Below are 25,915 nucleotides of genomic sequence, written 5' to 3' on the forward strand. Positions count from 1 at the left end.
TGAAATATAAAATAAATTGCGTTTACGACTAATGAACGGTCAGTTTTTTTACTGCCTTATCAACGACATAAAGCGTAAGAACCGTATTTTTCGGAACGGCATACGGCATCGTAAAACTGCCGCCGGAATGAAGCACGTTCACCAAAGAAGTTACGTTTCCGTCCTCATCGGCAGCGTCAATGCGCATCGGTACAGGGTACGGATAATCTGAAAGTTCTGCGGAGAAAATTCCATATTTCTTTCCGTCAATTTCAGTATTCCTAAGCGCAAGTACAACACTCATACGCGAATAATTCTTTATGAACTCGCCGTCAAACTGCTGCTGTTCCACCACAGTGCCGGCCATTTCGTCCTGAGCCGCCGCACGAGAAGTAAAATCAAACACAATCTTGCTATGGGAAGCAATCTGCAGCATTTCTTCAACTGTTTTTCCCACAAGATAAGGAACGCGCGTATTTTCAAAATTGGGTCCGCGGCTTACGACAAGTTTAAGCGTTACAGGCTCGGAAATATCTGTTCCTTCCGGCGGCTCCTGCGCAAGAATAGTTCCTGCTTCAGAAATGTCAGCCTTAAAGTCAGGCGAATCAAGTATAATGAGCGGCTTTGCAGAACCGGCAAATAAAGTCTGGAGCTTGAGCTTAAGTTCGTCAAAGTTCATTCCTACGTAATTTTCAACATGATCAACGACGACGCCGCGGCTTACGACAAGATTTACACGGCTGTAGCCTTTTACGATAGAGCCGGCATCAGGACTTTGGTCAAGAATCGTTCCTTCATCACCCGGAATATCTGAATAGCGGAGCGTAATTTTCGGATACAGTTCCTTGTTCTGCATTTCGATAAGCGCCTGCGTCAGATCCTTGCCGCGCACTTCCGGAACAAGAACTTCCTCCGGTCCTTTTACGTTTACAAAAAACACTACAAAACAGAAAAATACCATAAGCACAACGGCAGCAACAACCGTTATTACAAGCGTTTTTCCGTTCGACTGCAAGCTTTCAAAAAAAGAATGAATATTTACGCGGGAAAGTTTTATATCCTTTACAGATTTACCTTTTTCAATAACTTTGTTCCCGGCATTTTTCAATGTATCAAAGATTTTATTCTTATCCATAAGTGTGATACTACCATTTTTTAACTCTCTGCTCAATAACGAAACGGCAAACGAAACCGTAATGTTCTGCAGGAAGAAAAAAACGGCGGAAGAAGTGTCATTCCGCCGCCGTTTTCAAAATCTTCTATACCCTTTCTATACTTTTCTACTGGATTTGAATTATCAGTCCAGAGAAGTCATATCAGTAATTTCTTTTGTATAGTCAACGCCTTCTACGTCAAAACCGTTTGTCGCAAGGAAGTCGTGCTTGTATCCTTCAAGGTCGCACACCTGAGCAATATTTTCGTTCGATACAGAAGCCATAAGCTTATTCACCTCTGCCTGAACGTCATCTTTCATCTCAAGGTCATCAACGCGAATTCTGTTTTCGCTGTCAACAGGAACAGTACCGGCAGCGCTGTCAGCACCTGTATACAGGCGTTCTGCAAAAAGACGCTCCATCTGCTCAATACAACCTTCGTGAGTTCCCTTCGCCTTCATTACCTTAAACAGAATTGAAAGATACAGAGAAATGATTGGAATTACGGCACTTGAACGTGTTACAAGACCTTTGTTTACAGAAACATACGCCGCACCGCCTACGCTTTCTTTAAGCACCTTGTCAAGGTCGTGAGCCGCAGCCTCCAGATCTTTTTTTGCCTGACCGATTGTACCGTCACGATAGATTGCGTGGCTCAGTTCCGGTCCGATGTATGAATATGCAACAGTGCGGCATCCTTCTGCAAGAACGCCTGCGTCATTAAGCTGGTTTATCCACAGACGCCAGTCATCGCCGCCCATTACTTTTACTGTATTTGCAATTTCTTCGTCATTTGCAGGCTCTGCAGCAGATTCTTTCAAAGAGTCCGTCAGAATGTCAATTCCAAGACCGGCATACGTTTTTCCAATCGGCTTGATGACAGATTTATAAAGAACGTGCTGACCTGTTGCTTCATCGATTTTATCAGGGTCAGAACGAACAGGGCTTGCCAGAGAATAGATAATCAGGTCGAATTTCTTGCCGAGCTTCTTTACCTCGTCAATAATCATTTTTCTGGTTTCGTGGCTGAATGCGTCTGCGCTGAATGTTTCTGCAACAAGACCTTCTTTCTTTGCAGCGCGGTCAAACGCAGCATTGTTGTACCAGCCCGGCGTTCCGCCTTTTGTTTCCGTAGGTGCTTTTTCAAAAGAAACGCCGATTGTATCAGCACCGTACTCAAACGCCGCAGAAATACGGCTTGCAAGTCCGTAGCCTGTAGAACAGCCGAGAACAAGAACAGTCTTAGGACCTTTTCCGCCCTCTTTTACGCTCTTGATTCCGCGCTTTGCTTTCTGAGCCTTTACGTATTCAATCTGGCGCTCTGTGTCACGTGCGCATCCAACCGGATGAGCATTCAGGCACATATTGCTTCTAATCATCGGTTTAATAACCATAATTTTACTCCTATAAAAAATCTATTCTTTATATTTTTTCAAAATCAGGCAGGCATTGTGACCGCCGAAACCAAGCGAACAGCTTGCAGCAGCATTCACTTCGCAGCTTACGCCGGCATTAGGCGTATAGTCAAGGTCGCAGCCGTGTTCAATATCCGGCTCGTCAAGATTGATTGTCGGCGGAACAAAACTTTCCTGAATTGCCTTTACGCAGAACAGTGCTTCAATCGCGCCTGCCGCACCGACCATATGACCGGTTTCGCTCTTCGTAGAAGAAACATGCAGTTTGTATGCATAATCCCCAAAGACGCTTTTAAGCATCCTGGTTTCCGCAACGTCATTTGCAACAGTGGAAGTTCCGTGCGCATTATAGTACTGAATTTCCTCCGGCTTCATTTCTGCATCCTCAAACGCAAGGCGCATAGCCATTGCACCGCCGGAACCGTCTTCAAGAGGAGCCGTAATATGATACGCATCGCTTGAAGTGCCAAAACCGGCAAGTTCCGCGTAGATTTTTGCTCCGCGCGCCTTTGCGTGCTCCAGTTCCTCAAGAACAAGAACAGCCGAACCTTCACCCATAACAAAACCGCTTCTGTTTTTGTCAAACGGACGGCTGGCTTTTTCCGGCGCATCGTTAAAATTCTGCGTAAGCGCCTGAAGCACCTGATAGCAGCCGATATTAAATCCCGTAATGTTCGCATCAGTTCCGCCTGCAAGACAGACGTCAATTCTTCCGGAACGAATCATATCCATACCAAGACCAATGGCGTCCGAACCGGAAGCACAGGCTGTAGAAATCGTCCAGGAAGGTCCTTTTATGCCGAAATACATACTGACATTTGCAGAAGCCTCGTTGTTCAATGAAAGAGGAGCTGTAAGCGGCGGAAGCCTGTTCACCCCGGCATTAGGGTCAAAGTATTTTCTATAACCGGCATCAAGACCATCAGAAAGTCCGATTCCAATACCCGTTACAATCCCAGTCTTCCCAGAAGCAAGAGTTTCCGAAGAAAGACCGCTGTCATTCACAGCCTGAATTCCTGCTCCCAAAAGGAACTTTGCAAAACGTGACATCTTTCTGGACAGTTTGTGATTTACATTATACGCATCAAGTGAAAAATCTTTTACTTCCGCGGCAATCTGAACAGGAAAATCAGCTGCGTCGAACAGCGTTATATGGGAAGCACCGCTTTTTCCGGCTTTTACAGCCTGCCAGGTTTCTTCCGCAGTATTTCCTACAGAAGAAACGGCTCCAAGTCCGGTGATTACGACACGTCTTTTTGACATAAAATGCTCCTACTTTAGGTATAAATACGGTTTATTATACACTCTTTGCGCGGTATTTTAAAGACTATCTGTTATGACATTTTTAGTCAATATGTCATAACAGACTGAGAAAAGAAAGAAAAAAAGCAGATATTTACTGACGGGATTCAATCATCGTAAACCAGTCTTCGGCTATCCACCAGGAATCAAAATGAATTTCTTCAAACCGGCTTTGCGCTACCTCAGGTGAATTCATCCAGGAAACACGCCCCCAACCGTCATCAAAATTAATCTGAAGGTGGATAACTCCCAGATTTACGACACCTGGACGAATTTTAAAATAGGCAGAAACATCATTCGTCCGCGGAACACAATTAGACACCCAGTTTCTGCCGTCATACTCAAATTCAGAACTGATTTCCGCTATAATATATGTTCCTTCCGGCAGATTTGCCCGTATAATCTCGCCTTTTGCATTACTTACAAGCGTATAAGTCTTTTTTGTTGCTATATTCTTGATTTTCACAGTAATACCGGAAATCTGCTTTTTCACCTCGGCAGATTCGTTTCCGCCAAACGTATACGCACCGAAATACTCCGTATTCGCGTACAACAAGGTACGATTTTTTTCAGACGGTTCAGGAAGGGAAGAACAGCCCGAAAACAGAATGGCAGATAAAAATGCAGCAAAACAGACAATACTTTTTTTCATACCAATAACTCCATCTAGACTAATGACTGTCCAACATATTCAAATTGAAAAGATTGAATTTAGGAAACAGCCTGATACTGTCTGCAAAAACATAGAAATACGCTTTTGCAGACAATTCATTTTATCACCACTTTAAGTTTTTTTTCTACATAAAATACGTTTTTATCGGCGGAAAAGCCCCCTTCAGATTGATGAAACTGCTTTTTACCGTATTCAGATTGATGACAATATTCGGAGTTTCAAGATCCTTTGAAAACTCCAGAAAACGCGCCCAGGCCTTGTCACTAACATAATCTTTGCGATTAAACATTGCAAACTCCCATAAAACGGAATGCAGAAAATACTTTGCTTTACATTGACTATCTTATGTTTTACATTTGAAATATGGAAACAACAATAGACCGTCAGGTTATTTTGCAGAAAAGAATTACGGCTGAAGATAAATCGGAAAACAGAAAATTCGTAACGCACACAATCGCGCCGGTCTGGAACTCGGAAAGCCGCATTTTGATTTTGGGAACAATGCCTTCTCCTGCTTCCCGCAAAGCTGGATTTTTTTATATGCACGCACAGAACAGATTTTGGCCGGTGCTGGCGCAGATTTTTGGCGAAGAGTTTTTGCACAGAAACAACGATGCCGACAAAAAAGCGGCAATAGAAGAGCGAATTGCTTTTCTTGAATGCCGTCACATTGCGCTTTGGGACGTCCTTTCTGAATGTGAAATTACCGGCGCATCAGATTCTTCTATTAATAAGGAACTTCCAAACGATTTTTCAGAAATTCTTGCCGCATCAAAAATCGCGCACATTTTCTGCACAGGAAAAACCGCCTTTAACCTTTACAAAAAGCACTGCTCACAAAAATACAGCACGCCCTTTTCCTACCTTCCGTCCACAAGCCCCGCAAACCAGGCAGCCTGGCCAACCGAAAAACTTACAGAAGAATATAAAAGGGAGATTTTGAAATTTATATAAACCGCACAACCGTACCGCTTATGATTCTAAAAGCCAGTCGATTATATTTTTGTGCACAATTCCATCGTAACTTGATTTGGGGATAAAATCAGCCTACATCTCCGTTCCTGTAGATTTCTGCGGTAAGAAATTTGCCGTCTGCACCGATTTTTTTACCGTCCACCTCAACAAAACCGTCTTTTGTATACAACGGCATTGAAAAAAACTTATCAGGCTTTACGTAGCAGTATTTTTCAGTCGGAGCATCATATCCTTCCGGTTCAAGAATTGTTCCCGGCGCAAACTGCGGCGCAAAAAGAACTTCGCACGTTTCGTGATCTTTTACAGCAGGATCAGACGCGGCAAGCAGCATACCGTTACTGCGGACACCACGGAAATTAGCCGGCTTTAAATTATATACAATTACAATCGTTTTTCCCAAAAGTTCTTCCGGTTTGTAAAACGGAACGATTGAACTTACAATCTGACGAGGTTCTTCGTCGCCGCACTCAAGAGTAAGAATATACAAAAGACTTCCGCCGGGATGCTGTTCCACCTTTTCTATGCGCGCCGCCTTTAGAATAACGCGGTTTCTGAACTGTTCGGCAACTGGAATCTCCTGCTCATTTTCTTCCATAAATAACCACCTTTTTCAATTTTATATTTTATTTTTCTTAGGTTAACACTGAATGCAGCTAACCGTCCGTAAGTCAATGACTTACGTCAATTTGACGGGAAGTGCTGAGTAATCGCTTCAAGTGTTAATCAGCACTTCCTTAGTTTTCAGATAATGCTACGCTGTTTTTAATTCAGAACGTATGACAACAAGATTATCAATTACCGCCTGAGATTTTTTAAGAAGAGTTGCATAGCGGTCTTCGCGTTCAGACAGGCTCAAAGTTTCAAGATTGTTGAAGACATCATGCACAACAGAATGAAGTGCCTCGTGAGATTCAACAAGCGCCTTGAACGACGGTTTTTCCGAAAGTCCAAGCGACTCTGCCTGCGTATCAATCCATTTTCCCAAATCGCATGCATGATGGTCGCCAAGAGAAATACCTTCTCCAGAAAGTTTTCCGTCAATAAGTGCGCGAACCTTGGTTACCCAGCTAAGATGCTTAAGAATTATGTTCGTAAACGGGAACGAAGGCACACCGCTTGCAGCAGCTGCTTCCTGCTGTTTCTTTGCAAGGCAGCCGTCTATATCAAGTGCACACTGAATCATATCATTCATATTGAATAAATCAGCACTCATAAGGCCGCTTATCTGCTCCGAACTGGCTTTTATTTCGTCAAAACTTGCCTTTCCGCTTTCTGTAGATGAAACGATTGTGTTCATGTTTGCAGCAACGGAAGAAAAGCGGTTTTTCAAGTCTTCGCTTGAGCCGGAAATCGTACGCACGGACGCAAGAATATTGTCGCTTCCGTCAGAAAGGCTTTCCATCTCGCTTGTAATTTCATTGAAAGATTCCGTCGTTTCCTGAACTTTTCCGCCGATATATTTCATCGCGCCGCCGGCTTCGTCCGCCGTTATGTGCGCGTCGGAAAGCGTCGTAATCATACTTTTCAGCGTTTTCTGAATGTCAGCAGCATTTTTACGGGTAACTTCAGAAAGAGAACGGATTTCACCGGCAACAACTGCAAATCCAAGACCTGCTTTTCCTGCATGCGCCGCCTCAATTGCCGCATTCATTGCAAGAAGATTTGTTTTTTCGCTTATTTCATTAATTGCCGCAATAACACCCTTGATTGCATCTACATTCTGGCTAAGAACATCTATAACGCCAAGAACCTTGCGGACTTTTTCAGATCCGTTGCCGGCGGCCTCTGACAGTTCTTTTGTAATGGAAATACGCTCGGAAACAATGTCCGCAACGTTATGAACAGAAGAAGTAATCTGCTCGATTGCCGCACTTGACGAATGGACGGCAGCATCAAGATTTTCTATAAAGGAATTGACTTCCGCTATCTGAGAATTGATTGAAACTATTGCAGAAACAGTTTCTTCCATGCTGCCGGAAAAAAGCTGGAATTTTTCCTGCTGGCGAAGCACATGGGAAATAACATCAGAAGATGACGCAATGTTCTTCCTGAACAAAAGCGACATCTTCTCCATCAAATCAACAAAATTGAGAAAACACTTATCCACGGACTCAACGTTCGGCTGCAGTTCTTCTGACTCAGAAATCACCGCAGGCTTTTTTAAGAATGTAAACATACGATAATTATATAGTGGATATGGTAAAAGTCAATGTTTCCGAAGAAACGTTACATTCAGGGGAAACACTGAAAAATCCTCAACAGGATTTATTCAGCATTTCCCCTAAAAATCTCCGCCTTTTCTAAAAAAAGCACCGGTTTAAGTTTTTCTTAAGTTAAGAAAAAACTTAAACCAGTGCTTTCATTGCTGTCATACGATGAAACAGTTTATTTTATAAGCGGTTTCATTGCTGTCATATAATCACGCAACTTACGTCCGACAACTTCAATCGGGTGATTTCTGATTTCTTCGTTCACGGCAACAAGTTCAGTATTGCTTACGCTTAAATCCTTAACATCAAGACCTTTTCCGATTACGTCAATGTGAAGTTCAGGCATCAAATCTTTTGCCATCATCGGAGCAGCAACGCGGCTGAACAGATAACATCCGTATTCAGCAGTATCAGAGATAACGCGGTTCATTTCGTAAAGACGTTTGCGGTCAATAAGGTTTGCGATAAGCGGAACTTCGTGGAGTGATTCGTAGTAAGCAGATTCTTCCTTAATTCCAGCATCAACCATCGTTTCAAACGCAAGTTCACAGCCGGCTTTTACCATTGCAACAAGAAGGATTCCCTTGTCAAAATATTCCTGCTCAGTAATTTCTTCTGAAGACTCAGTTGTTGATTCAAACGGAAGTTTTCCTGTTTCTTCGCGCCATGTAAGAAGGTCGTGGTCTTTGTTTGCCCAGTCTTTCATCATCGTTGAAGAGAATTTTCCGCTGATAATATCGTCCATGTGCTTCTGATAAAGAGGTGCAAGGAGCTTTTTGATTTTCTTGGAAAGTTCGTTTGCCTTGATTTTTGCCGGATTTGAAAGGCGGTCCATCATATTTGTAATTCCGCCCCATTTCAATGCCTCAGAAATAACGTTCCATCCGTGCATCAAAAGTTTTGTTGCATATTCAGGAGCAATTCCTTCGCTTACCATCTTGTCATAGCAGACAATCGTTCCAGCCTGAAGCATACCGCAAAGAATTGTCTGTTCACCCATAAGGTCAGACTTTACTTCTGCAACAAAACTTGATTCAAGAACACCGGCTTTAGAACCGCCCATTCCGACTGCAAGAGCCTTTGCATAAGCCCAGCCTTTTCCTTCCGGGTCGTTGTCCGGATGAACGGCGATTAAGTCCGGTACACCAAATCCACGCTGGAATTCGTGCCATACTTCCGTTCCAGGACCTTTTGGTGCACACATAATAACAGTAATATCCTTGCGAATCTGCATTCCTTCTTCAATCATATTGAATCCGTGGCTGTACCACAGTGCAGAACCTTTTTTCATTTTTGCCATAACTTCTGTAATTACAGGAGTGTGCTGCTTGTCTGGAGTAAGGTTTCCTACAAGGTCAGCTGTCGGAATCATCTCGTCATAAGTTCCGACTTTAAAACCGTTTTCAGTCGCATTTTTCCATGACTGGCGTTTTTCCGTAATTGCGCTTTCGCGGAGGGCATAACTTACATCAAGACCTGAATCACGAAGACAAAGTCCCTGGTTCAATCCCTGAGCGCCGCAACCGACGATAACAATTTTCTTGCCTTTAAGAGCCTTTACTCCGTCAGCAAATTCTTCTTTTGCCATTGAGCGGCAGTGTCCAAGCTGAAGACGAGCCTCACGCCACGGAATTGAATTAAAATAATTGTTTCCCATATTAAAACCTCTAAAAATAATTTTGCTTTGTTATAAAACTTATTATATAGAGGAATAAAAAATGCGTAAAGTGAAAGATTGTAATTTTAATATTGCATAATATGCAACACAAAATATTCCGGCTTTAGAAAAACAGCCGGGCTATTCAAGATGCGTACCTATAAAATCACGTGCACCATTCATAAATGACTTATAGTCCACGGCGTTTTTTCCCTGCCGCTGCAAGTTTTTTACTGCAAGAAAGCCAGTTCCGCAGCGCACAAAAATACCAGCCTGTTTTATAAATGCGCATACAGTACCGGGAGCAGCGGCACGCATTTCTTCCGTTACAAGAGAATCATCTTCACGGACTTGAACTGCAGAAAGAATTTTCAGGGAAAGACCGTTTTCCGTAGTCCACGCAGCCGGAGAAGGAAAATACGCACGCACCTGAGCGTCAACAGCTTCTGCACTTTTGCTCCAGTCAATTTTTGCATCCTGTTTTGTAATTATTCCAGTATAAGTTGCTTTTCCTTCCTGAACGCGTCCTTCCGGCACAGTTCCTGTTTTTGAAATATCAGCAAGAACTCCGCACAAAAGCTCCGCACCGCGAACTGCCGCATCATTTAAAAGAGAACCGCCAGTTTCTGTCTTTGTAAGCGGAACGGAAACCTGCGCAAGAATATTTCCTTCGTCCATTTTTTCGCTTACTTTCTGCACAGTAAAGGCTGTCGTATCGTCGCCGTTCAGTATAGCTGCCGGAACAGGAGTACAGCCGCGGTATTGCGGAAGCGCCGACGGATGAAGATTTATTCCGCCAAAACGGAACAATGACATAAACTTCGGACCGAAAATATGACCGTATGCAAAACATACAAGAATGTCGGGATTAAGCGCGGCGGTTTCTTCGCGGCACGCGCCGTCAAGGTGTTCCGGCTCAAGAACTGGGAGCGCGTTTTCCCTTGCAAGAACAGCAGTCGCCGTAGGAACAGGCGTTTTGTGCCTTCCCTGCGCAGACGGAGGATTTGTAAGGACTCCTGCGATTTCAAAGCCGCAGGAAGAACTTTTTTCAAGAAGAATACGCAAAGTTTCCGCAGAAGCATCGGGGCTTCCGGCATACAGTACGCGAATCATTTTTCACCGCCGGAAGACTTAGTCTTTTTTGCAGCAGCAGCAGCCTTTTTTGCCGCAATCCTTCGCTCCTTTGCTTCGCGTTCAAGGCGCTTCTGCTCTGCACGTTCTGCACGTTTTTTAAACTGAGCCGCAGTCTTTTCTGCAAAAGCCTTGTCTCCGCGGTCAATAAAAAGAATTCCGTCCAGATGGTCATATTCGTGCTGGATAACACGAGCAAGAAGACCGTCTGCTTCAAGGGTAAACGGTCTTCCGTTCTCATTAAATGCCTGAACAGTTACCTTTTTTGGACGTGAAATGGATTCGTACACCTGAGGAACGCTAAGACAGCCCTCCTCAAAATCAACCATTTCTGCGCTGGTAGAAATAATCTGCGGATTGATGAATACGCGGCGCACATCATCATCTGCAATAACAACAAAAAGACGCTTGCTTATTCCTGCCTGAGGTCCTGCAAGCCCTACTCCATCCGCCGCAATCATCGCTTCGAACATTTCGTTCAAAAAGTTCCGCAGGTCATCGTTTATTTCTTCCGGCTTAACAGGCTCTGCCTTCTGCCGTAAAATTTCTTCGCCTAATTTTGTAATTCTCATTCTGCCCGCCTCCAGCGTTTTTTTCTATATAATTAACTTTAAAATGATAGCAGAAAATCGCGAATTAGAAAACTGCAGACCAGAATTTTACAGTTCCTGTATTTGCTGTAACGAAAGCCCTGTGCATTTGGAAATTATTTCCACTGAAACACCGGATTCTTTAAGTTTTCTTGCATTATTTCTTGCATTATTTTCCGCAGCCTTTTTTACAGCTAGATCCTTTTCTGTTTCAGCTTCCTTATATGCTTCTTTATATCCCTTTTCATAAGCTTCTTGAGCGGCATGTTTTGCAGCGAGTTTTATTTCTTGTTCTAAAGTCATAAATGTCCTCCGTGAATCTTCCGGGATTTTTGCTTTGAGGACTTTTTCGCTGAGCGTTTTTGAAAATTCGGTTTCGTCCGGTTTCTTTTCTACAAGAAATTTGAAAAAAGTCCTGAGCTTTTCAGCAGGCATTTTATCATACTTAAGTGCATTGCAAAAGACTTTTGTGGTTTTGTCGTCGAGGAAAAGTTTTGTGTCTTCAAGGCAGACGCTTTTGAATGTGTAAATCGGAAGTCCCTTGTGGAAAATGTCTTCAAGACAGAGGAAAATTACATAACTTTCGGCAAGGCATTCGTAATCTTCGCCGGCGTGCAGGGAAGAAATGTCAAGGACGCTCTGGTAATAGCGCGCCCTTAGAGGAAGGTGCTTTTTTCCGATGACCTGCATCTCAATGTCATAGGAACGGTCAGTTTCGTCCTTTACGAAGACGTCAAGGCGTATGCCTTTTGCAAAAAAGTCTACGTCAAGCGTCTTTTCCGGCTGGGCAAGGCTTATGCTTTCAATCTGAATGTTCAAAAGCATTTCAAGGAATTCTTTACAGATGTCTAGATTTTCGGACATTACCTTGCAAAATATGAAATTGTTGGAAAGTGAAGCTTCTTCCCATTCCTTAAGAAGCTCCGGCGGATAGTATTCGTGCATATATTCTCCTTGCAGAAGATGAGGAAGTCCGCAATGCGAACTTGTAAAACAAAACCTTGACGCTATTTCAGTCAAAATTTTGTTTATACCCTCCCATAAAAAGTCAAGAAGGTTGTTTCAACAATCGATTGACTTTTTATGCCGCTTCGCAATGAAATGAGAAGCGGCAGTTGATAAGGAAGTTCGCAACGCGAACTTGTAAAACAAAACTTTGACGCCATTTCAGTCAAAGTTTTGTTTATACGCTCCTGTGTGTTTTGTTCGGGATTTTTCTCCCTACATATAAATCGAATTTATCTTTCATTTTGGGCAAAAAAGTGCAGGGAAATTTGAAAAAAAATTGAATTTTTTTTGGATTTTTTTACATTCAGTGCGAAAAATATTTTTGTACGGAAGGAACAGCGGCTTGCAACATATATTTTATTATAGGAATAAAGAATCGATAAGTAAGTTTCCGGGAATATGCAGATTTTCAGGCGCGCCGCCCCTCCCCTGCACTTACGCAATAACAATTTTCTATGTTAAATGTTACAAAAAAACTTGATTTAAAGAAATTTTGCTTATATAGTTTTAATAAACTAATACGTTGTGTTTCCTGCAGTGCTTTCGGTGAAAGACTAAGGAAAAATTCCAGCAACGTAATTCGAGAGGTATACAAATGAAAATTATGAAAAAAATTGCAGCCGTTACAATTGCTGCCGCTGCATTGTTCGCTTTTGCTGGATGTTCAGAAGATGACGATCCGAATGAAATGATTACAGGAAGCAACAAGAAGTATGAAATTGACTACACAAACACAACTACAGTGACTAGCCGTGGTTACCATTCAACTGCTTATAAACACGCTGGTGCTGCCGTTCAGCTCGATTTCTTAAACGTAAACAGTGACACTAAAGAGGCTGGTGTTATGGGTCTTATCTTTGACCTTGAAGAAAAAGACGGAGTAAAAAGTTTCAATGTAATTGGTGTAAGAACAGCTGATACTAAAGGGGGGCTCGGTTACTACGTTTCACGCTTTGATAATGTTACAGACATTCAGGCAGAAAACTTCGGAACAGGACTTGCAGAAAATCCTGCAAAAGAAACTGAATATGTAAAAGCATTTGCTAAAGCACAAGGTGAGAAAGGCACTGATAGTAAAGTAACAGTTTACGCTTATGCAATTGAAGAAAAAGCTACTGAAAATGGTACAGATTCAGCAAAAAAGGCCTATAAAAAAGATGAATTTATTTATAAAGTATATCTTATTAACAATAAAGTAGCAAATCTTGATGCAAATGGTAAGCTTGTTGATGAAAACAAAAACGAAATTGATTTATCAGATACATCTCCTGTAGCAACAATTGCAACTGGTTATACAAAGCTTACTCAGAATAAGCTTGCAGTTTATGCAAATGTATATAAAGAAAAAACTCTTAAAGGTACTTGGACATACCGCGGCGACTACAAAGAAGTTGGTGTTGATGAGGACTAATTTCTGCTAGTCAGATTTTAGAAAGGGGCTGTCTTATTAAAGGCGGTCTCTTTTGTTTTTAAATACATTCACCCCTGCCCGCCCCCACCATTCCGACTGTCCACCTGTCATTCCGAACTCGTTTCGGAATCCAATTAATAGGTCTTTACAACCGTTAGAGGGATGCTGAAACGAGCATGACAACAGAGCACTACCGTCTGCTGACAAAATTACTGTCGCAGGGCATCATTACCACTCCACCTTCCAAACTGCAAAAAAAAATCACAATTTTTTAAACTTTTTTTCTCGTTTTTTTGCCGAAAGTGACACTTTAACGCATATATATTATGAAGAAAAAATTTTTTCTAAATAGCCTGAATTTCGAGTTTAGTTGAGAATTTACAAAAAAAGCGTAAATCTTTAAAATTTTAATCACCACAAAAAAAATCCAAAAGAGTTACGCTTATGTATGAACAAATTTACAACTTAACCAGCATGTTTTTCAAGAGCCTTAAAGGCAATTTGATGTATGAATTTCTTATTTCAAAGTTCAATGGAAAGCGGGGACCTAAAAGACAATTGAGTCTTGAGCAGATTGTCGCGCTGAACATCTACAGATTTCATTTTAAAATGGGAGATCTGAAAAATTATCATAAAATGATAAAAGAACTGATGAGTGACAAAGTTCCAAATCTCCCGAATTATGAGAATTTCATGAAGGCAACAAATAAATCGACTGTATTCATCCTTGCATTTATGAACTTCCTGATGGAAATGAACAGGAAAAAAGAATTAGAAATACATTACATGGATTCTACACCAATAACAGGTCTGCATGAATCATAAAATTTACTCTCACAAAGTAACAAAGGTCATTGCAAGAAGAAGTAAATCTACAAAAGGATGGTGGTACGGATTCAAAATGAGCGGAATCTGCAATGAACATGGGGATTTTGAAAACATCATCTTCAGTTATGCAAATATTGCTGACTGTAAAATTGCAGAAAAACTTGCAGAAGTTGTAAAGGGGACAATATTTGCAGATGCAGGATATTTACAGAAAAAAGATGTTTTAAAACAAATGGAAGAAAAGGGAATCAAATTTGAAGCTGCTCCAAGAAAAAATATGAACAGACTTATGAGCCGTTTTGAATGCTATCATATCAAGCACAGAAGCATCATTGAATCAGACTGGGGAACATTGAAAAATAACTTTCAGCTTGAATATCATAAGGCAAGAAGTATTATCGGTATGTTCCAGCACTTTTTCTATAGCATTGCAGCTTATATGATTAACCGCAATCTGGACTTTTATCAAAACTTTTTCAGATTACGGTTAATTTAGAAAACTCGAATTTCGGGCTAAATATAAATACTGGAGAATAACCATGAAAATTTATGTAGACAAAGAACTTGAAAAACAATGGGAAGAAGCCTCGCTTTCGAACAACTTCATCTTCTGCAAGGTAATGTCCGAGAACCTTGACCTCTGCAAGAAATTCCTTGAAATGCTTTTGAATATTAAAATTGAAAGCATCAGTCTTGCACAGCCTGAAACAACTCTTAATGTCGATTTTTTCGCTAAGGGAATCCGACTCGATGTTTTCGTGAAAGATGACACTGATAGAATTTTTGATATTGAAATGCAGGTTATCGGAAAAGATTACCTTCCGCTTCGGGCTCGCTATTATCAAAGTGTGTTGGATGTTTCTTCACTACACGCAGGGGAGGACTACGAATCCCTCACTGAAAGTTATGTAATCTCGCCTTGATGATATCTTCCACAAGAACCTACCGATTTATACCTTCAAAAGCGTCTGCCTCGAAGACAGCACCCTTGTACTTGACGACAAAACCACAAAAGTCTTTTGCAATGCCCAAAAGTATGATAAAATGCCAACAGAAAAGTTGAGGACTTTTTTTCAAATTCCTTGTAGAAAAGAAGCCGGACGAAACCGAATTTTCAAAAACGCTCAGCGAAAAAGTCCTCAAAGCAAAAATCCCTGAAGATTCACGGAGGACTTTTATGACTTTAGAACAAGAAATAAAACTAGCCGCCAAACACGCCGCTCAAGAGGCTGCTGAGAAAGCTTCTAAAGAAGCTTATGAAAAGGGCTATAAAGAAGCTGAAAAAGAAAAGGAACTGGCTGTAAAAAATAATGCAAGAAAATTTAAAGAATCTGGGGTTTCGGTGGAGATTATTTCTAAATGTACAGGGCTTTCGTTAGAGGAGGTTCAAAACCTGTAAAATTATTATAAGTTATCTCTAAAAGATTCAGTTTTTAGAGGTAACTTTGAAAATTCCAAAGAGAAATAAATAGAGTAGCAGTATGGGATTTTTTAAGAAACAGTACATTTTGACTTCGGCTGTTTTTTTTGCGGTAAGTTCGTTTTTGTGTGCTAAAACTTTGTCATTCAATTTAATTCCTTATTTTGCAATTGAAACGAGTGTTATTGAAGAAGCGTATTACTACGAAGATTATTCAAAATACGCTGACGAAATGTGCAGTCTTCTTGAATGGGAACAGAAACCGTCTTATATATTCGGGCTTGAAGGCATTTTTAATCTGAATAAATTTATTTTTTCTTTGGATTTTTCCGCAAAACTTCCAGTTCGCTCTGGTTCAATGATGGATTCGGATTATTGGACGGACGGAATGAAATTCAACTATTCCATAAATGAAAATTATCTTGATAAAGGTTTTTCTGTAAAGACAGGATTTGCATATAGTTTTGATTTTTCAGTTTTTTCTTTTAAACCCTTAATTCAGTTTTCGTACTCGTTTATTTCATTTAATGCTAAAAATGGTTACGGTTGGTACGGAGGTTCAGCACATTCTTCAGATGGAAATGTTCATTCTTGGGACAGTCCGTATGCACATTATTACCCTGACGGAAAATATCATCTTGCCGGCGTTGATTACGAAAATCAGACTTTCAGTATTTTAACCGGATTCGATTTTTCAAAGGTTTTATTTGAAAAGTGGCGGACAGGAATTGGATTTCTTGTTGCGCCTTTTACTTATGTATATGCAAAAGATCATCATCTTGGAAAAAGCAGTAATTTTTATTCGGAAGATTTTATTTATATTTGGTTTAAAAATTTTCAGGTGAATTTAAAAAATGATTTTATTATTTCTGAACGGTTTTCTGTAAATTCAGTGCTTGAAGGAAATTTTATTCTGCTTACAAAAGGAAAAAATCATCGCAATGGCGAATTAAATCAGCAGCAAGGCGGTTTTTCTTACAAAGGTTTTAAAGCAACTGTGGGATTCTGCGTTTCTTTTTAAAAAGAAAACCTTGCTTTCGGTTTGAAAACAAGGTTTACGGTTGAAAATTAAATTTTCAAGTCTTGAATTTTATTTTTCCAATCCTGGATTTTCAGACTGGATAACTTCGCCTTCTATAACTGCTGACTGTGCTGGTACAGTTTCTCTTGTTGTTTTGCAAGACGCAAAAACGACTCCAAGAATCATACATGAAATAAAAACTAAAAATGTTCTTTTCATTATAAACTCCACTTGAATAGGATGCGCTGTCTTATATTTCAGACAACGGTCATGGTCTGTTACAGTCCTGACAAATCAATCATATAATACTATTTTAAAAATAGCAACTTAAAATCAGAATCACTCCAAGCACTTCAAGTACCTATCATTAAACAAAGGCAGCTTGACTGTAGTTTCTACTTTGAATTTTCTGTCAGACGATTCTTCTTCAACATATTCATAGTTGAATAATTCAACTTTACTTTGAGTAATAATCCATTCGGGAATTTCTGCTAGGCAGATTTTATAAAAGTGCTGTCCCCTCCCCCACGTAAGTTTGTCCGAACGCAAACTTGTCCGCCCCTCCCAACGAGAAATCTCTAAAAAGTCATTTCGATAGCCTATAAAAATTATCCTGAGCGTCCAAAAACATTATCCTGAGCGCCCAAAAACATTATCCTGAGCGTCCAAAAACATTATCCTGAGCGCCCAAAAACATTATCCTGAGCGCCCAAAAACATTATCCTGAGCGCCCAAGAATATTATTCTGAGCGTCCAAAAACATTATCCTGAGCGTCCAATATATTCAATTTTAGTGTAAGGATATCTGAAAAGATTATTCAAAAGTTCATGATTACACTTTGCTTCAAACAAAGGTCTAAGGGGTTGTCCCCCCCCCCTTAATGTAGCTAAGTTTCTGTTTATAATCATCCATCGGCTTCTTAACTTCCTGTACCAGAATTACATTTTTTAACTTTTTTTCTCGTTTTTTTTTGCAGAAAATTCAAAAAAAATTCGATTTATCATGCAGGGAAACAATTTCCTTATTCACTTTTTATGGGAGTATGTATGCACGAATACTATCCGCAGGAGCTTCTTAAAGAATGGGAAGAAGCTTCACTTTCAAACAATTTCATTTTCTGCAGGGTAATGTCAGAAAACTTAGACCTCTGCAAAGAGTTTCTTGAGATGCTTTTAAACATTCAGATTGAAAGCATAAGCCTTGCACAGCCGGAAAAGACGCTTGACGTAGACTTTTTTGCAAAAGGAATACGCCTTGACGTCTTCGTAAAGGACGAAACTGACCGTTCCTATGATATTGAGATGCAGGTCATCGGAAAAAAGCACCTTCCTCTAAGGTCACGCTATTACCAGAGCGTCCTTGACATTTCTTCCCTGCACGCTGGAGATGATTACGAATGCCTTTCCGAAAGTTATGTAATTTTCCTCTGTCTTGAAGACATTTTTCACAAAGGTCTTCCGATTTACACCTTTAAAAGCATCTGCACAGAAGACAACGGACTTTTTCTAAACGACAAAACCACAAAAGTCTTTTGCAATGCCCTTAAGTATGATAAAATGCCTGCTGAAAAGCTAAGGACTTTTTTCAAATTCCTTGTAGAAAAGAAGCCGGACGAAACCGAATTTTCAAAAACGCTCAGCGAAAAAGTCCTTAAAGCAAAAATCCCGGAAGATTCACGGAGGACTTTTATGACTTTAGAACAAGAAATAAAACTAGCCGCCAAACATGCTGCTCAAGAGGCTGCTGAGAAAGCTTATGAAAAAGGATATAAAGAAGCTGAAGCAGAAAAGGAATTGGTTGTAAGAAATAATGCAAGAAAATTAAAAGAATCCGGTGTTTCAGTGGAGATTATTTCTAAATGTACAGGGCTTTCGTTAGAGGAGGTTCAAAACCTGTAAGAAATTATTGTATATTGTAAAAAAAACAGTCCCGATGGACTGTTTTTTTTAACGCATTTGCTATTATTGCCGCCCGATAAATCGGCCGAGCCATTTTCTTGTAAATGCTAAAAAACAGTCCCGACGGACTGTTTTTTTTAACGCATTTGCTATTATAGGCTTATCTCAGCAGGCTGAGGACATTCTGGCTTGACTGATTTGCCTGTGCCAGCATTGCTGTTCCTGCCTGAGAGAGTACCTGGTCTTTTGTGAACTCAACCATTTCGCCAGCCATGTCTGTATCGCGGATGCGTGATTCAGAAGCCTGAAGGTTTTCAGCACCGATATCAAGACCTTTTACAGTCATTTCAAGGCGGTTCTGGTATGCACCAAGGTCAGCACGCTGCTTGTTAATCTTTTTAAGTGCCTCATCAAGAGTTCCGATTGCGCGGTTTGCATCATCCGGAGCACCAAGACTCATGATTGACTCATCGCCTACATTGCGAAGTCCAAGTGCCATTGCTGACATTGTTCCGATATATACCTGTGTGCGCTGATCCATATTTGCACCGATGTGGAACCACATAGAAGCAGTTACAACGTTTTCGCCTGTCGGGCGTGCAAAACGTCCTGTAAGCATGTTCATACCGTTGAACTGAGCTGTAGAAGCGATGCGGTCAACTTCTGCGATAAGTGAAGAAACTTCAACCTGAATCTGCATGCGGTCTTCATCGCTGTAGATGCCGTTTGAAGACTGAACTGCAAGTTCGCGGATGCGCTGAACGATATCTGTTGTTTCCTGCAGATAACCTTCTGTTGTCTGAATGAAAGAAATGCCGTTTTCTGCGTTTGTAGAAGCCTGATTCAAACCGCGGATCTGTGCGCGCATTTTTTCAGAAACAGCAAGTCCTGAAGCATCATCGCCGGCACGGTTGATTCTCATACCAGAAGAAAGTTTTTCCATACTTTTCTGCTGGTTCAAGTCCTGAATTCCCTGGGAACGCTGAGCGAACATTGCGCTCATATTGTGATTAATAACCATAGTGTATCTCCTTGGTGTTTTTAACAAACCGTAAAAGCTTGTGTCACGTGGTTTCCACCACCCGTTACATTTATTGTCGGATACACGTTTTTTTTCTTAAGGACTTTTTTGCTTTTTTTATCTTTTTTTTAAGTAATTTTTTATGCAAATAGATAAGGCACTAGCGTGAATGACGGTTACAGTTTCCGCAGCCGTTTATAATTACGTGAGGTTTTCCGCTTTTTGTTTTATTGAACATTCTGGAAATCAGGTAACCGTCCTGCAAAACATCTTTATGGCAGACAGGACACGTACGTTTTATGCCGGGCTTGCACTGCGGCCAGCAGGAAGGACAGCCGTATACGTAGCACAGCTGGTCTGGTGCAGCAGCGGCAGGACGGAAGATTTTTGAATGAAGGTTCTGCCCCGGAAGAAGCGGCGTTCCGCATACAGGACAGTTTACGAATGTTCCGGAAGAAGATGATGCATGCGGCACGGAAGAACTTTCTTTTTTGAGAAGTTTTCTAAAATACATCAGCGCAGCAATTATAACTATGGCTGCCAGCCCCATAATAATATAGTCTGTCATAGCATTATCCTGCGCACTTCGCTATTCCGCAAAATTATACGGCGTTTCCTGATATACGTAGTAGTTCAGCCAGTTACTGAAAAACAGGTGCGCCGTACTCCGCCAGTAAGAAGAAGGCTGAAGGCTTGTATTGTTGTTTGGAAAGTAATTTCTTGGAAGAGAAATTTCAAGTCCTTTCTGCTTGTCGCGCCAGTATTCGTCTGCAAGAGTGTTCGTGTCATACTCAAGATGACCGGTCATAAAAATCTCGCGGTTATCACGAGACTTTACTATAGTAACGCCGGCATCCGGAGACTTTGCAAGAATTTTTACGTCACGGCAGAGCTTTACTTCTTTTTCGTAAATAGTTGTATGCCGCGACTGCGGAATAGGAAACGTATCGTCAAATCCGCGCAGAAGCGGATCGTTTTTTGTAACTGCTGAATTCATAAATACGCCGAACAGCTTGTTTTCCGTAGCATGTTTCTGAATTCCGTGATGATGATACAGCCCGGCAAAAGCACCCCAGCACACATACAAAGTGGAATAAACGTTTTCCTTTGCGTAGTCCATTATACGGCACAGTTCGCTCCAGTAGTCAACTTCCTCAAAGGGAATCTGTTCTACCGGTGCGCCGGTAATTATCATTCCGTCAAACTTGTGCGTAAAAAGTTCGCTTGACGGTATGTAGAATTTTTCAAGATATTCCATTCCGGTGTTTTTATAATTATGGTTTTCCATTCGTACAAGGGAGATTTCAATCTGAAGCGGAGTGTTTGAAAGAAGGCGGAGCAGCTGAGTTTCCGTTGTTTCGCGCGTAGGCATCAGGTTTACAATAGCTACCTTAAGCGGACGTATATCCTGCGTTAAAGCACGCTTGTCCGTAATGACGAATACGTTTTCCTTTTTTAAAATGCCGCACGCAGGCAAATCTGATTGAATTTTTACAGGCATATTTACTCCATCAGCCTGAATTCGCAGGAAGCTTCAGTTTCCGAGAATTCAGGCTGCGTCCGCGTAAGCGGACACGTCCAATATTGCAGTTTTCTTAAAAACTGCCGTTGAAAATCAGGACACCATTTTGGACTGATTTTCAACATTTCTCCAATCCAATATTGCAGTTTTTCTTGAAAACTGCCGTTGAAAATCAGGATGATATTCAGTTCTGACTTTCTGTACTGTTTTATGCAGTATAGCAAAAACGCACGCTATTTGCTATATTTTACGTATGTTCAGTTCAAACCGAAAGGCTGCGGTAAAGCGGCTTAAAACGCTTGCATTTACACCTAAATCAGAAATAAATTCATACCGCGCCACAATTGAAAAAACGTTTTATACGGCGTTTTTGCCAAATCACGTAGAAAAGGCGGAACACGTTTACGGCGGAATTCCATGCGATTTTCTTTCACCGGAAATTTATTCAACAAAACGAATTTTATTCTATATACATGGCGGATGTTTTGTAGGCGGCTCCCGCAATTCATATCGCAATTTCTGCGCAACGCTGGCAAACAAAGCATTCAGCCGCACCGTTGTTCCTGAATACCGCCTTGCACCGGCGCATCCGTTTCCTGCAGCTTTAGAAGACGTACAGTCCGCATTCCGTTCGCTTTTTACGGAAGAACAAATAGCGCGCTCGCTTGATGCAAGTGCAGAGAAAAATGCCCAGTCACTTTCAGATTCGCAGGAAAGTTCTGCCCAGCCGGAATTCATAATTGCCGCAGACGGCGCAGGTGCAAGCATTGCAATGGCTCTTCTTCTGAACCTTCGCGAACGGTACAGAAAATGCATAAAGAAAGTCGTATTCTTCTCGCCGTGGTTCAATCTTTCAGACTCTTCTTCTGTATTTTCAGGAAAGAAAACAGCCGATGAAATTCTTTCAAACGAAATCATACAGAAATGCAGCGAAACCTACACTTACGAAACAAATTTTACAAATCCGCTTGTATCTCCTGTGTATGCGGCGAAAGATTTACTGGAACAGTTTCCGCCGGTCTACATACAAATCGGTTCAAAAGAAATCCTGCTTGAAGACACAAAGATGATGTCAGCTCTTTTAAAAGAAGCAGGAAACGAATGTACGCTTGATATATGGCAGAACATGCCGCATCTTTTTCAAATGGCAGATGAATACCTTACGGAAGCTCACGATGCACTCCAGAAATTTTCTGCCGTCATCTCCGGCATTGAAAAAAACACCGGACGTCAGACTTTTGAAAATAAACCGCGCCTTGAAAACAGCCTTAGGTCGGAGGCGTAATCATGGAACTTCTTTCTCCTGCAGGAAACGTAGAAAAATTATACTACGCGTATGCCTACGGCGCAGATGCTGCCTATATCGGACTTAAAAAATTTTCGCTTAGGGTAAAGGCAGACAATTTTTACGATGATGAATACAAAAAAGTCATCGAACTGAAAAAACAGTTTCCCGGAAAAAAACTTCACTGCGCACTGAACATTTCGTTCCATAACAGTGACATTGATAATTTCATAAGCAATATTGACTATTTCAAAGCATACCCGATAGATGCATTCATCGTTCAGGACATTGGAATTGTTCCGATATTACAGAAGCATTTTCCAGAGGCAGCACTCCACGTAAGTACGCAGGCAAGCTGCATAAACCGCGAAGCAGTAAAAATGTACAAGTCGCTTGGATTTTCAAGGGTCGTCCTCGGTCGAGAAGTTTCGCTTAAAGAAATACGTGAAATAAAGGACGCCGTTCCTGATATGGAACTTGAAGCATTCTGCCACGGTGCAATGTGTATTGCGTATGCCGGACGATGCCTTATGAGCGCATATCTTACAGGACGGAGCGCACAGGCTGGTGCATGCAGCCACACTTGCCGCTGGGACTACGACGTTCTTGCCGACCCTAAAAAGGCAAAGGAACTTGCAGAAAGCGGTGCGCTTGTACTAAGGGAAAAAAAGCGGCCTGATTCATATTTTCCTGTTTATGAAGGTGATGATTTTACCGCCGTCCTTTCAAGCAAGGACATTCGGATGGTAGAACACCTTAAGGATATGAAAGATGCAGGTCTTGATTCCCTAAAAATAGAAGGACGGATGAAAAGCGTTTACTACGTGGCGCTTGTAACCCGCGCATACCGCAAGGCTCTTGACGCACTTGACGGAAAAATTACCGCACAAGAAGCACAGCTTTTCATAGATGAACTTGAAAACGTAAGCCACCGGGAATCTGGTACAGGCTTTTACTATAACCGTTCTGAAGCAGACGAAACGGTAAGCGGCGCAACCGACAGCCGCTATATTCTTGCCGCTGAAATTGTAAAAAAACTTTCCATGGAGGAAGAAGCGGAAGTTTTAAAAGCAGCAGCACTTCATAAGGAAAACAGGCGGCAGGAACTTGAAAAGATGCATCCGAACGCCAGAGCCGCACGCGAAAAAGACTACGCGCTTCACCCGGAAAAAAATCCGCCTGTCATAGAAAAAAAAGACGGCTGGTCGTTCTACAAAATAACGCCGCTTAATATGATTCACCCCGGCGATAAAATCGAATTCATCTCGCCGGACACCGTATGTACAAAACCTTCTTCTGACTCATGGCTTTTAATAAACCCGGAAAACGGAACGCTCCGAAGCTGGGTGTGCGACGGTCACGAATGCCTTTTGTATACAAATGAACATCTTGAAGACGGAGCCTTGATACGCGTTCCTGACCCGGATTACGTTGAAGGTTTTATCAGGGACAGCGGAAGATAATGAGGAGAACGCGGCTTTTTACAATAGCATTATTATTTCTCGCAGAGGCAGCATTTTCGCAAATCGTAAACTTTTTTACGCCCGAAATGCACTGGACGCTGAAAAACGGAATAAGTCTTGAAAACGGAGGCGATTTTGAGCCTGCAACAGAAAGCGTAGATTTAAGTGCCTCGCTTGACTTGACGGAACTGTATTTTTCCACAGGTTTTAAACTGATGCAGGAATCTTCTGACTTTACCACAGAATCAATTTTCTGGCCGACTTTTTTTTCCTGCCTTAATATGGGAATCGGAACTATATTCCATATAAATTATATGCCCGATAATTTTATTGAAACAGACTTGCTTTTCGGCTTTTTTGCAAAATATACGCCGGTAAAGTGTTTTTCTGTGTCGGCAAATATGATGTACCTGCGGAAAACTGCCCGGATTTTTATTACAGACAGCGAATTCGTAAAAATTTCTAACGACAATATGGCTCTTGCACTGCACCTGCTGTTCCTTCCAACAGAAAAATTCAACATCGCATTTGATTTTTCTTCCTATTCTTACTACCGTTATATGATTTTCTTTGCGCCGGACTTTAGGCTGGAACTTTCCTACAAACTTTCACGCCTTTTTGCAATCGGTTCAGAAGTTGAAGTGCAATATATAGATATGTTTACGCTGAGCGCAAATTTTAACAGTGCGAATTTCCGCTGCTTTGTAAAAATGGAGTTTTAGAAATGAAAAGAAAAACATTTTTCCCGCCGTTATTTCTATTCCCCCTTTTTATCATTCCTTCTGCATGTAAATATTATTCCTACGGGCTGGAAGAATTTTTTTATCGCGAAAATACGCTGGACAAGAGGATTGACACATTGACAGAACTGAACGAAACGCAGATTCCGCAGAACCTTCCTGATGAATACACCGTTCTTGTAATTACGGACATTCATTTTGGCGGCGAAAACAGGGAAAAAAACGGTGCCCGCAAGGACGGAACTTTTCTAAAAAAAATACAGGCACTTTCCGAGTCAGAAAAACCTGAATTCTGCATTTGTCTTGGTGATGTTGCTGAACACGGTCTTGATTCAGAGTTCCGGGACTTTGCAAATGATATTGTAAAGCCGCTTGAAGATATGGGAATAAAAACGTATAACGTAATCGGAAACCACGATCTTTATAACTCCGGCTGGCCGTCTTTTAAAAAACATCTGAATCCCGGAACGTCATTCTATCATTTTAAAACGCAGAATTTCAGCTGGTATTTTCTTGATTCTGCAAGCTGTTCTTTGGGAAACTCCCAGTTGACAAAACTCCGCCGCAAAATGAAAGAAGATGATGCGCCAAAACTTGTATTTATGCATGTACCGCTTTATGCAGACGGACTTTTTTATTTTACGATGCAGAACTCAGCGGAACGAAATCAAATCATCTCTGTTTTCAACAAAAATAACGTAAAGGCAGTTATAGACGGTCACACCCACATTCAGTCCGTGAGCAATCTCGGAAACTTTGACGAATACACAATGGCCGGCTATCTTGAAAAACGTGCGTACACGCTGCTACGCATAAATGAGCGCAATGCAACAGTGAAATGCGCATATTACCTGTACGACTAGAACAGCAGGGAAAACGGCCTGAACGGGCAGGATAGCCCCCGACCTTATGCTGCATTTTTAGATAAAACATAATCTGTTGAACAAGGGCGGAAGAGAGATTATACTTTTAGGGAAGTGCTGATTAACACTTGAAGCGATTATTCAGCACTTTCCGGCGCCGGATTGGAGAGGTGCCGGAGGCAGGATTTGCGCGGAAAGTCCGGTGTAGTTCGGGGTAAACGAGGTTTATCTTTAGAAACGCAGGATGGAAGCGGAAAATTTTTAAGGCGCAAAGACCGAGCGTGAGCGGGCCGCGGAAAAGCCGGTTTTCGAATTCGGTTTCGCCCCTGAAAAAAAAAAGAAAAAAGT

28 protein-coding genes are annotated in these 25,915 nt (G+C 41.4%); 12 read left to right on the forward strand and 16 right to left on the reverse strand.

Going from position 1 to position 25,915, the window contains the following annotated elements; all coding sequences use genetic code 11:
- Positions 1–28: 28 nt before the first annotated feature.
- From B5D55_RS07510 to B5D55_RS11470, 5 genes are all read right to left on the reverse strand, one after another.
- On the reverse strand, positions 29–1,114 hold the full coding sequence (locus B5D55_RS07510; RefSeq protein ID WP_078933389.1) for a PASTA domain-containing protein: 1,086 nt from the start codon (positions 1,112–1,114) through the stop codon (positions 29–31).
- Positions 1,115–1,276: 162 nt separating this feature from the next.
- Positions 1,277–2,527 carry an enoyl-ACP reductase FabV gene (gene fabV, locus B5D55_RS07515; RefSeq protein WP_078933390.1) on the reverse strand — a complete coding sequence of 417 codons (1,251 nt, stop codon included), beginning with the start codon at positions 2,525–2,527 and terminating at the stop codon, positions 1,277–1,279.
- 21 nt (positions 2,528–2,548) lie between these two features.
- Positions 2,549–3,811 (reverse strand): beta-ketoacyl-ACP synthase II, encoded by a 1,263-nt coding sequence (gene fabF, locus B5D55_RS07520; RefSeq protein ID WP_078933391.1) that lies wholly within the window; start codon positions 3,809–3,811, stop codon positions 2,549–2,551.
- Positions 3,812–3,944: 133 nt separating this feature from the next.
- Positions 3,945–4,502: a SpaA isopeptide-forming pilin-related protein gene (locus tag B5D55_RS07525; protein ID WP_078933392.1), complete on the reverse strand. Its 558-nt coding sequence runs from the start codon at positions 4,500–4,502 to the stop codon at positions 3,945–3,947.
- 145 nt (positions 4,503–4,647) lie between these two features.
- Positions 4,648–4,812 (reverse strand): hypothetical protein, encoded by a 165-nt coding sequence (locus tag B5D55_RS11470; RefSeq protein ID WP_234975399.1) that lies wholly within the window; start codon positions 4,810–4,812, stop codon positions 4,648–4,650.
- 74 nt (positions 4,813–4,886) lie between these two features.
- Between B5D55_RS11470 and B5D55_RS07530 the strand changes: the two genes are divergently transcribed.
- Positions 4,887–5,477 (forward strand): DNA-deoxyinosine glycosylase, encoded by a 591-nt coding sequence (locus B5D55_RS07530; protein ID WP_078933393.1) that lies wholly within the window; start codon positions 4,887–4,889, stop codon positions 5,475–5,477.
- Positions 5,478–5,565: 88 nt separating this feature from the next.
- Here the strand turns inward: B5D55_RS07530 and B5D55_RS07535 are convergent, their stop codons facing one another.
- The 6 genes from B5D55_RS07535 to B5D55_RS07560 all read right to left on the reverse strand — a co-directional run bounded on the left by B5D55_RS07535 (position 5,566) and on the right by B5D55_RS07560 (position 12,031).
- Complete coding sequence (locus B5D55_RS07535) at positions 5,566–6,093, reverse strand: hypothetical protein (protein ID WP_078933394.1); 528 nt, start codon at positions 6,091–6,093, stop codon at positions 5,566–5,568.
- Between the two features lie 156 nt (positions 6,094–6,249).
- Positions 6,250–7,674, reverse strand: a complete 1,425-nt coding sequence (locus B5D55_RS07540; RefSeq protein ID WP_078933395.1) for a methyl-accepting chemotaxis protein — start codon at positions 7,672–7,674, stop codon at positions 6,250–6,252.
- Positions 7,675–7,883: 209 nt separating this feature from the next.
- Positions 7,884–9,365 carry a ketol-acid reductoisomerase gene (gene ilvC, locus B5D55_RS07545; RefSeq protein ID WP_078933396.1) on the reverse strand — a complete coding sequence of 494 codons (1,482 nt, stop codon included), beginning with the start codon at positions 9,363–9,365 and terminating at the stop codon, positions 7,884–7,886.
- A 141-nt stretch (positions 9,366–9,506) separates the two neighbouring features.
- A complete protein-coding gene (gene fmt / locus B5D55_RS07550; RefSeq protein WP_078933397.1) occupies positions 9,507–10,478 on the reverse strand; it encodes a methionyl-tRNA formyltransferase in 972 nt (323 codons plus the stop codon).
- Complete coding sequence (gene def / locus B5D55_RS07555) at positions 10,475–11,068, reverse strand: peptide deformylase (protein WP_078933398.1); 594 nt, start codon at positions 11,066–11,068, stop codon at positions 10,475–10,477. The genes fmt and def overlap by 4 nt, the downstream gene beginning before the upstream one ends.
- 87 nt (positions 11,069–11,155) lie before the next feature.
- Positions 11,156–12,031: an Rpn family recombination-promoting nuclease/putative transposase gene (locus tag B5D55_RS07560; RefSeq protein WP_078933399.1), complete on the reverse strand. Its 876-nt coding sequence runs from the start codon at positions 12,029–12,031 to the stop codon at positions 11,156–11,158.
- Positions 12,032–12,698: 667 nt separating this feature from the next.
- Between B5D55_RS07560 and B5D55_RS07565 the strand changes: the two genes are divergently transcribed.
- From B5D55_RS07565 to B5D55_RS07585, 6 genes are all read left to right on the forward strand, one after another.
- Entirely contained in the window at positions 12,699–13,505 is an 807-nt protein-coding gene (locus tag B5D55_RS07565; RefSeq protein WP_143593267.1) for a hypothetical protein, read from the forward strand.
- Between the two features lie 444 nt (positions 13,506–13,949).
- A complete protein-coding gene (locus tag B5D55_RS11885) occupies positions 13,950–14,330 on the forward strand; it encodes a hypothetical protein (protein ID WP_234975400.1) in 381 nt (126 codons plus the stop codon).
- On the forward strand, positions 14,320–14,829 hold the full coding sequence (locus tag B5D55_RS11890) for a transposase (protein ID WP_234975401.1): 510 nt from the start codon (positions 14,320–14,322) through the stop codon (positions 14,827–14,829). Before B5D55_RS11885 ends, B5D55_RS11890 begins: the two co-directional genes overlap by 11 nt.
- 43 nt (positions 14,830–14,872) lie before the next feature.
- Positions 14,873–15,256 (forward strand): Rpn family recombination-promoting nuclease/putative transposase, encoded by a 384-nt coding sequence (locus B5D55_RS07575; protein WP_078933401.1) that lies wholly within the window; start codon positions 14,873–14,875, stop codon positions 15,254–15,256.
- 254 nt (positions 15,257–15,510) lie between these two features.
- Positions 15,511–15,732, forward strand: a complete 222-nt coding sequence (locus B5D55_RS07580) for a hypothetical protein (protein ID WP_078933402.1) — start codon at positions 15,511–15,513, stop codon at positions 15,730–15,732.
- Between the two features lie 82 nt (positions 15,733–15,814).
- Positions 15,815–16,774, forward strand: coding sequence for a hypothetical protein (locus B5D55_RS07585; RefSeq protein ID WP_078933403.1), 960 nt, complete (start codon positions 15,815–15,817; stop codon positions 16,772–16,774).
- A 69-nt stretch (positions 16,775–16,843) separates the two neighbouring features.
- Here the strand turns inward: B5D55_RS07585 and B5D55_RS11585 are convergent, their stop codons facing one another.
- The gene (locus B5D55_RS11585; RefSeq protein ID WP_159446181.1) at positions 16,844–16,993 is read right to left on the reverse strand and encodes a hypothetical protein; all 150 of its coding nucleotides are present in this window, start codon (positions 16,991–16,993) and stop codon (positions 16,844–16,846) included.
- A gap of 828 nt (positions 16,994–17,821) precedes the next feature.
- Here B5D55_RS11585 and B5D55_RS07595 point away from each other — a divergent pair.
- The gene (locus B5D55_RS07595) at positions 17,822–18,673 is read left to right on the forward strand and encodes an Rpn family recombination-promoting nuclease/putative transposase (protein WP_143593275.1); all 852 of its coding nucleotides are present in this window, start codon (positions 17,822–17,824) and stop codon (positions 18,671–18,673) included.
- A 160-nt stretch (positions 18,674–18,833) separates the two neighbouring features.
- On the opposite strand, the gene B5D55_RS07600 is transcribed toward B5D55_RS07595, so the two are convergent.
- The 4 genes from B5D55_RS07600 to B5D55_RS11590 all read right to left on the reverse strand — a co-directional run bounded on the left by B5D55_RS07600 (position 18,834) and on the right by B5D55_RS11590 (position 21,341).
- A complete protein-coding gene (locus B5D55_RS07600) occupies positions 18,834–19,694 on the reverse strand; it encodes a flagellin N-terminal helical domain-containing protein (RefSeq protein WP_078933406.1) in 861 nt (286 codons plus the stop codon).
- Positions 19,695–19,854: 160 nt separating this feature from the next.
- Positions 19,855–20,262, reverse strand: coding sequence for a hypothetical protein (locus B5D55_RS07605; RefSeq protein WP_078933407.1), 408 nt, complete (start codon positions 20,260–20,262; stop codon positions 19,855–19,857).
- 21 nt (positions 20,263–20,283) lie between these two features.
- Positions 20,284–21,195, reverse strand: a complete 912-nt coding sequence (locus B5D55_RS07610; protein WP_078933408.1) for a homoserine O-succinyltransferase — start codon at positions 21,193–21,195, stop codon at positions 20,284–20,286.
- A gap of 2 nt (positions 21,196–21,197) precedes the next feature.
- On the reverse strand, positions 21,198–21,341 hold the full coding sequence (locus B5D55_RS11590; RefSeq protein WP_159446182.1) for a hypothetical protein: 144 nt from the start codon (positions 21,339–21,341) through the stop codon (positions 21,198–21,200).
- A gap of 128 nt (positions 21,342–21,469) precedes the next feature.
- Between B5D55_RS11590 and B5D55_RS07620 the strand changes: the two genes are divergently transcribed.
- Genes B5D55_RS07620 through B5D55_RS07635 form a run of 4 tightly spaced genes read left to right on the forward strand, consistent with a single transcriptional unit; the run spans position 21,470 to position 25,567 of the window.
- Positions 21,470–22,501, forward strand: coding sequence for an alpha/beta hydrolase (locus tag B5D55_RS07620; protein WP_078933410.1), 1,032 nt, complete (start codon positions 21,470–21,472; stop codon positions 22,499–22,501).
- Positions 22,502–22,503: 2 nt separating this feature from the next.
- Positions 22,504–23,964 (forward strand): peptidase U32 family protein, encoded by a 1,461-nt coding sequence (locus B5D55_RS07625; protein WP_078933411.1) that lies wholly within the window; start codon positions 22,504–22,506, stop codon positions 23,962–23,964.
- Positions 23,964–24,686, forward strand: a complete 723-nt coding sequence (locus tag B5D55_RS07630; protein WP_078933412.1) for a hypothetical protein — start codon at positions 23,964–23,966, stop codon at positions 24,684–24,686. Before B5D55_RS07625 ends, B5D55_RS07630 begins: the two co-directional genes overlap by 1 nt.
- A 2-nt stretch (positions 24,687–24,688) precedes the next feature.
- Positions 24,689–25,567, forward strand: coding sequence for a metallophosphoesterase family protein (locus tag B5D55_RS07635; RefSeq protein ID WP_078933413.1), 879 nt, complete (start codon positions 24,689–24,691; stop codon positions 25,565–25,567).
- Positions 25,568–25,915: the final 348 nt, after the last annotated feature.

This window comes from Treponema porcinum, assembly GCF_900167145.1.
Lineage (GTDB): Bacteria > Spirochaetota > Spirochaetia > Treponematales > Treponemataceae > Treponema_D > Treponema_D porcinum.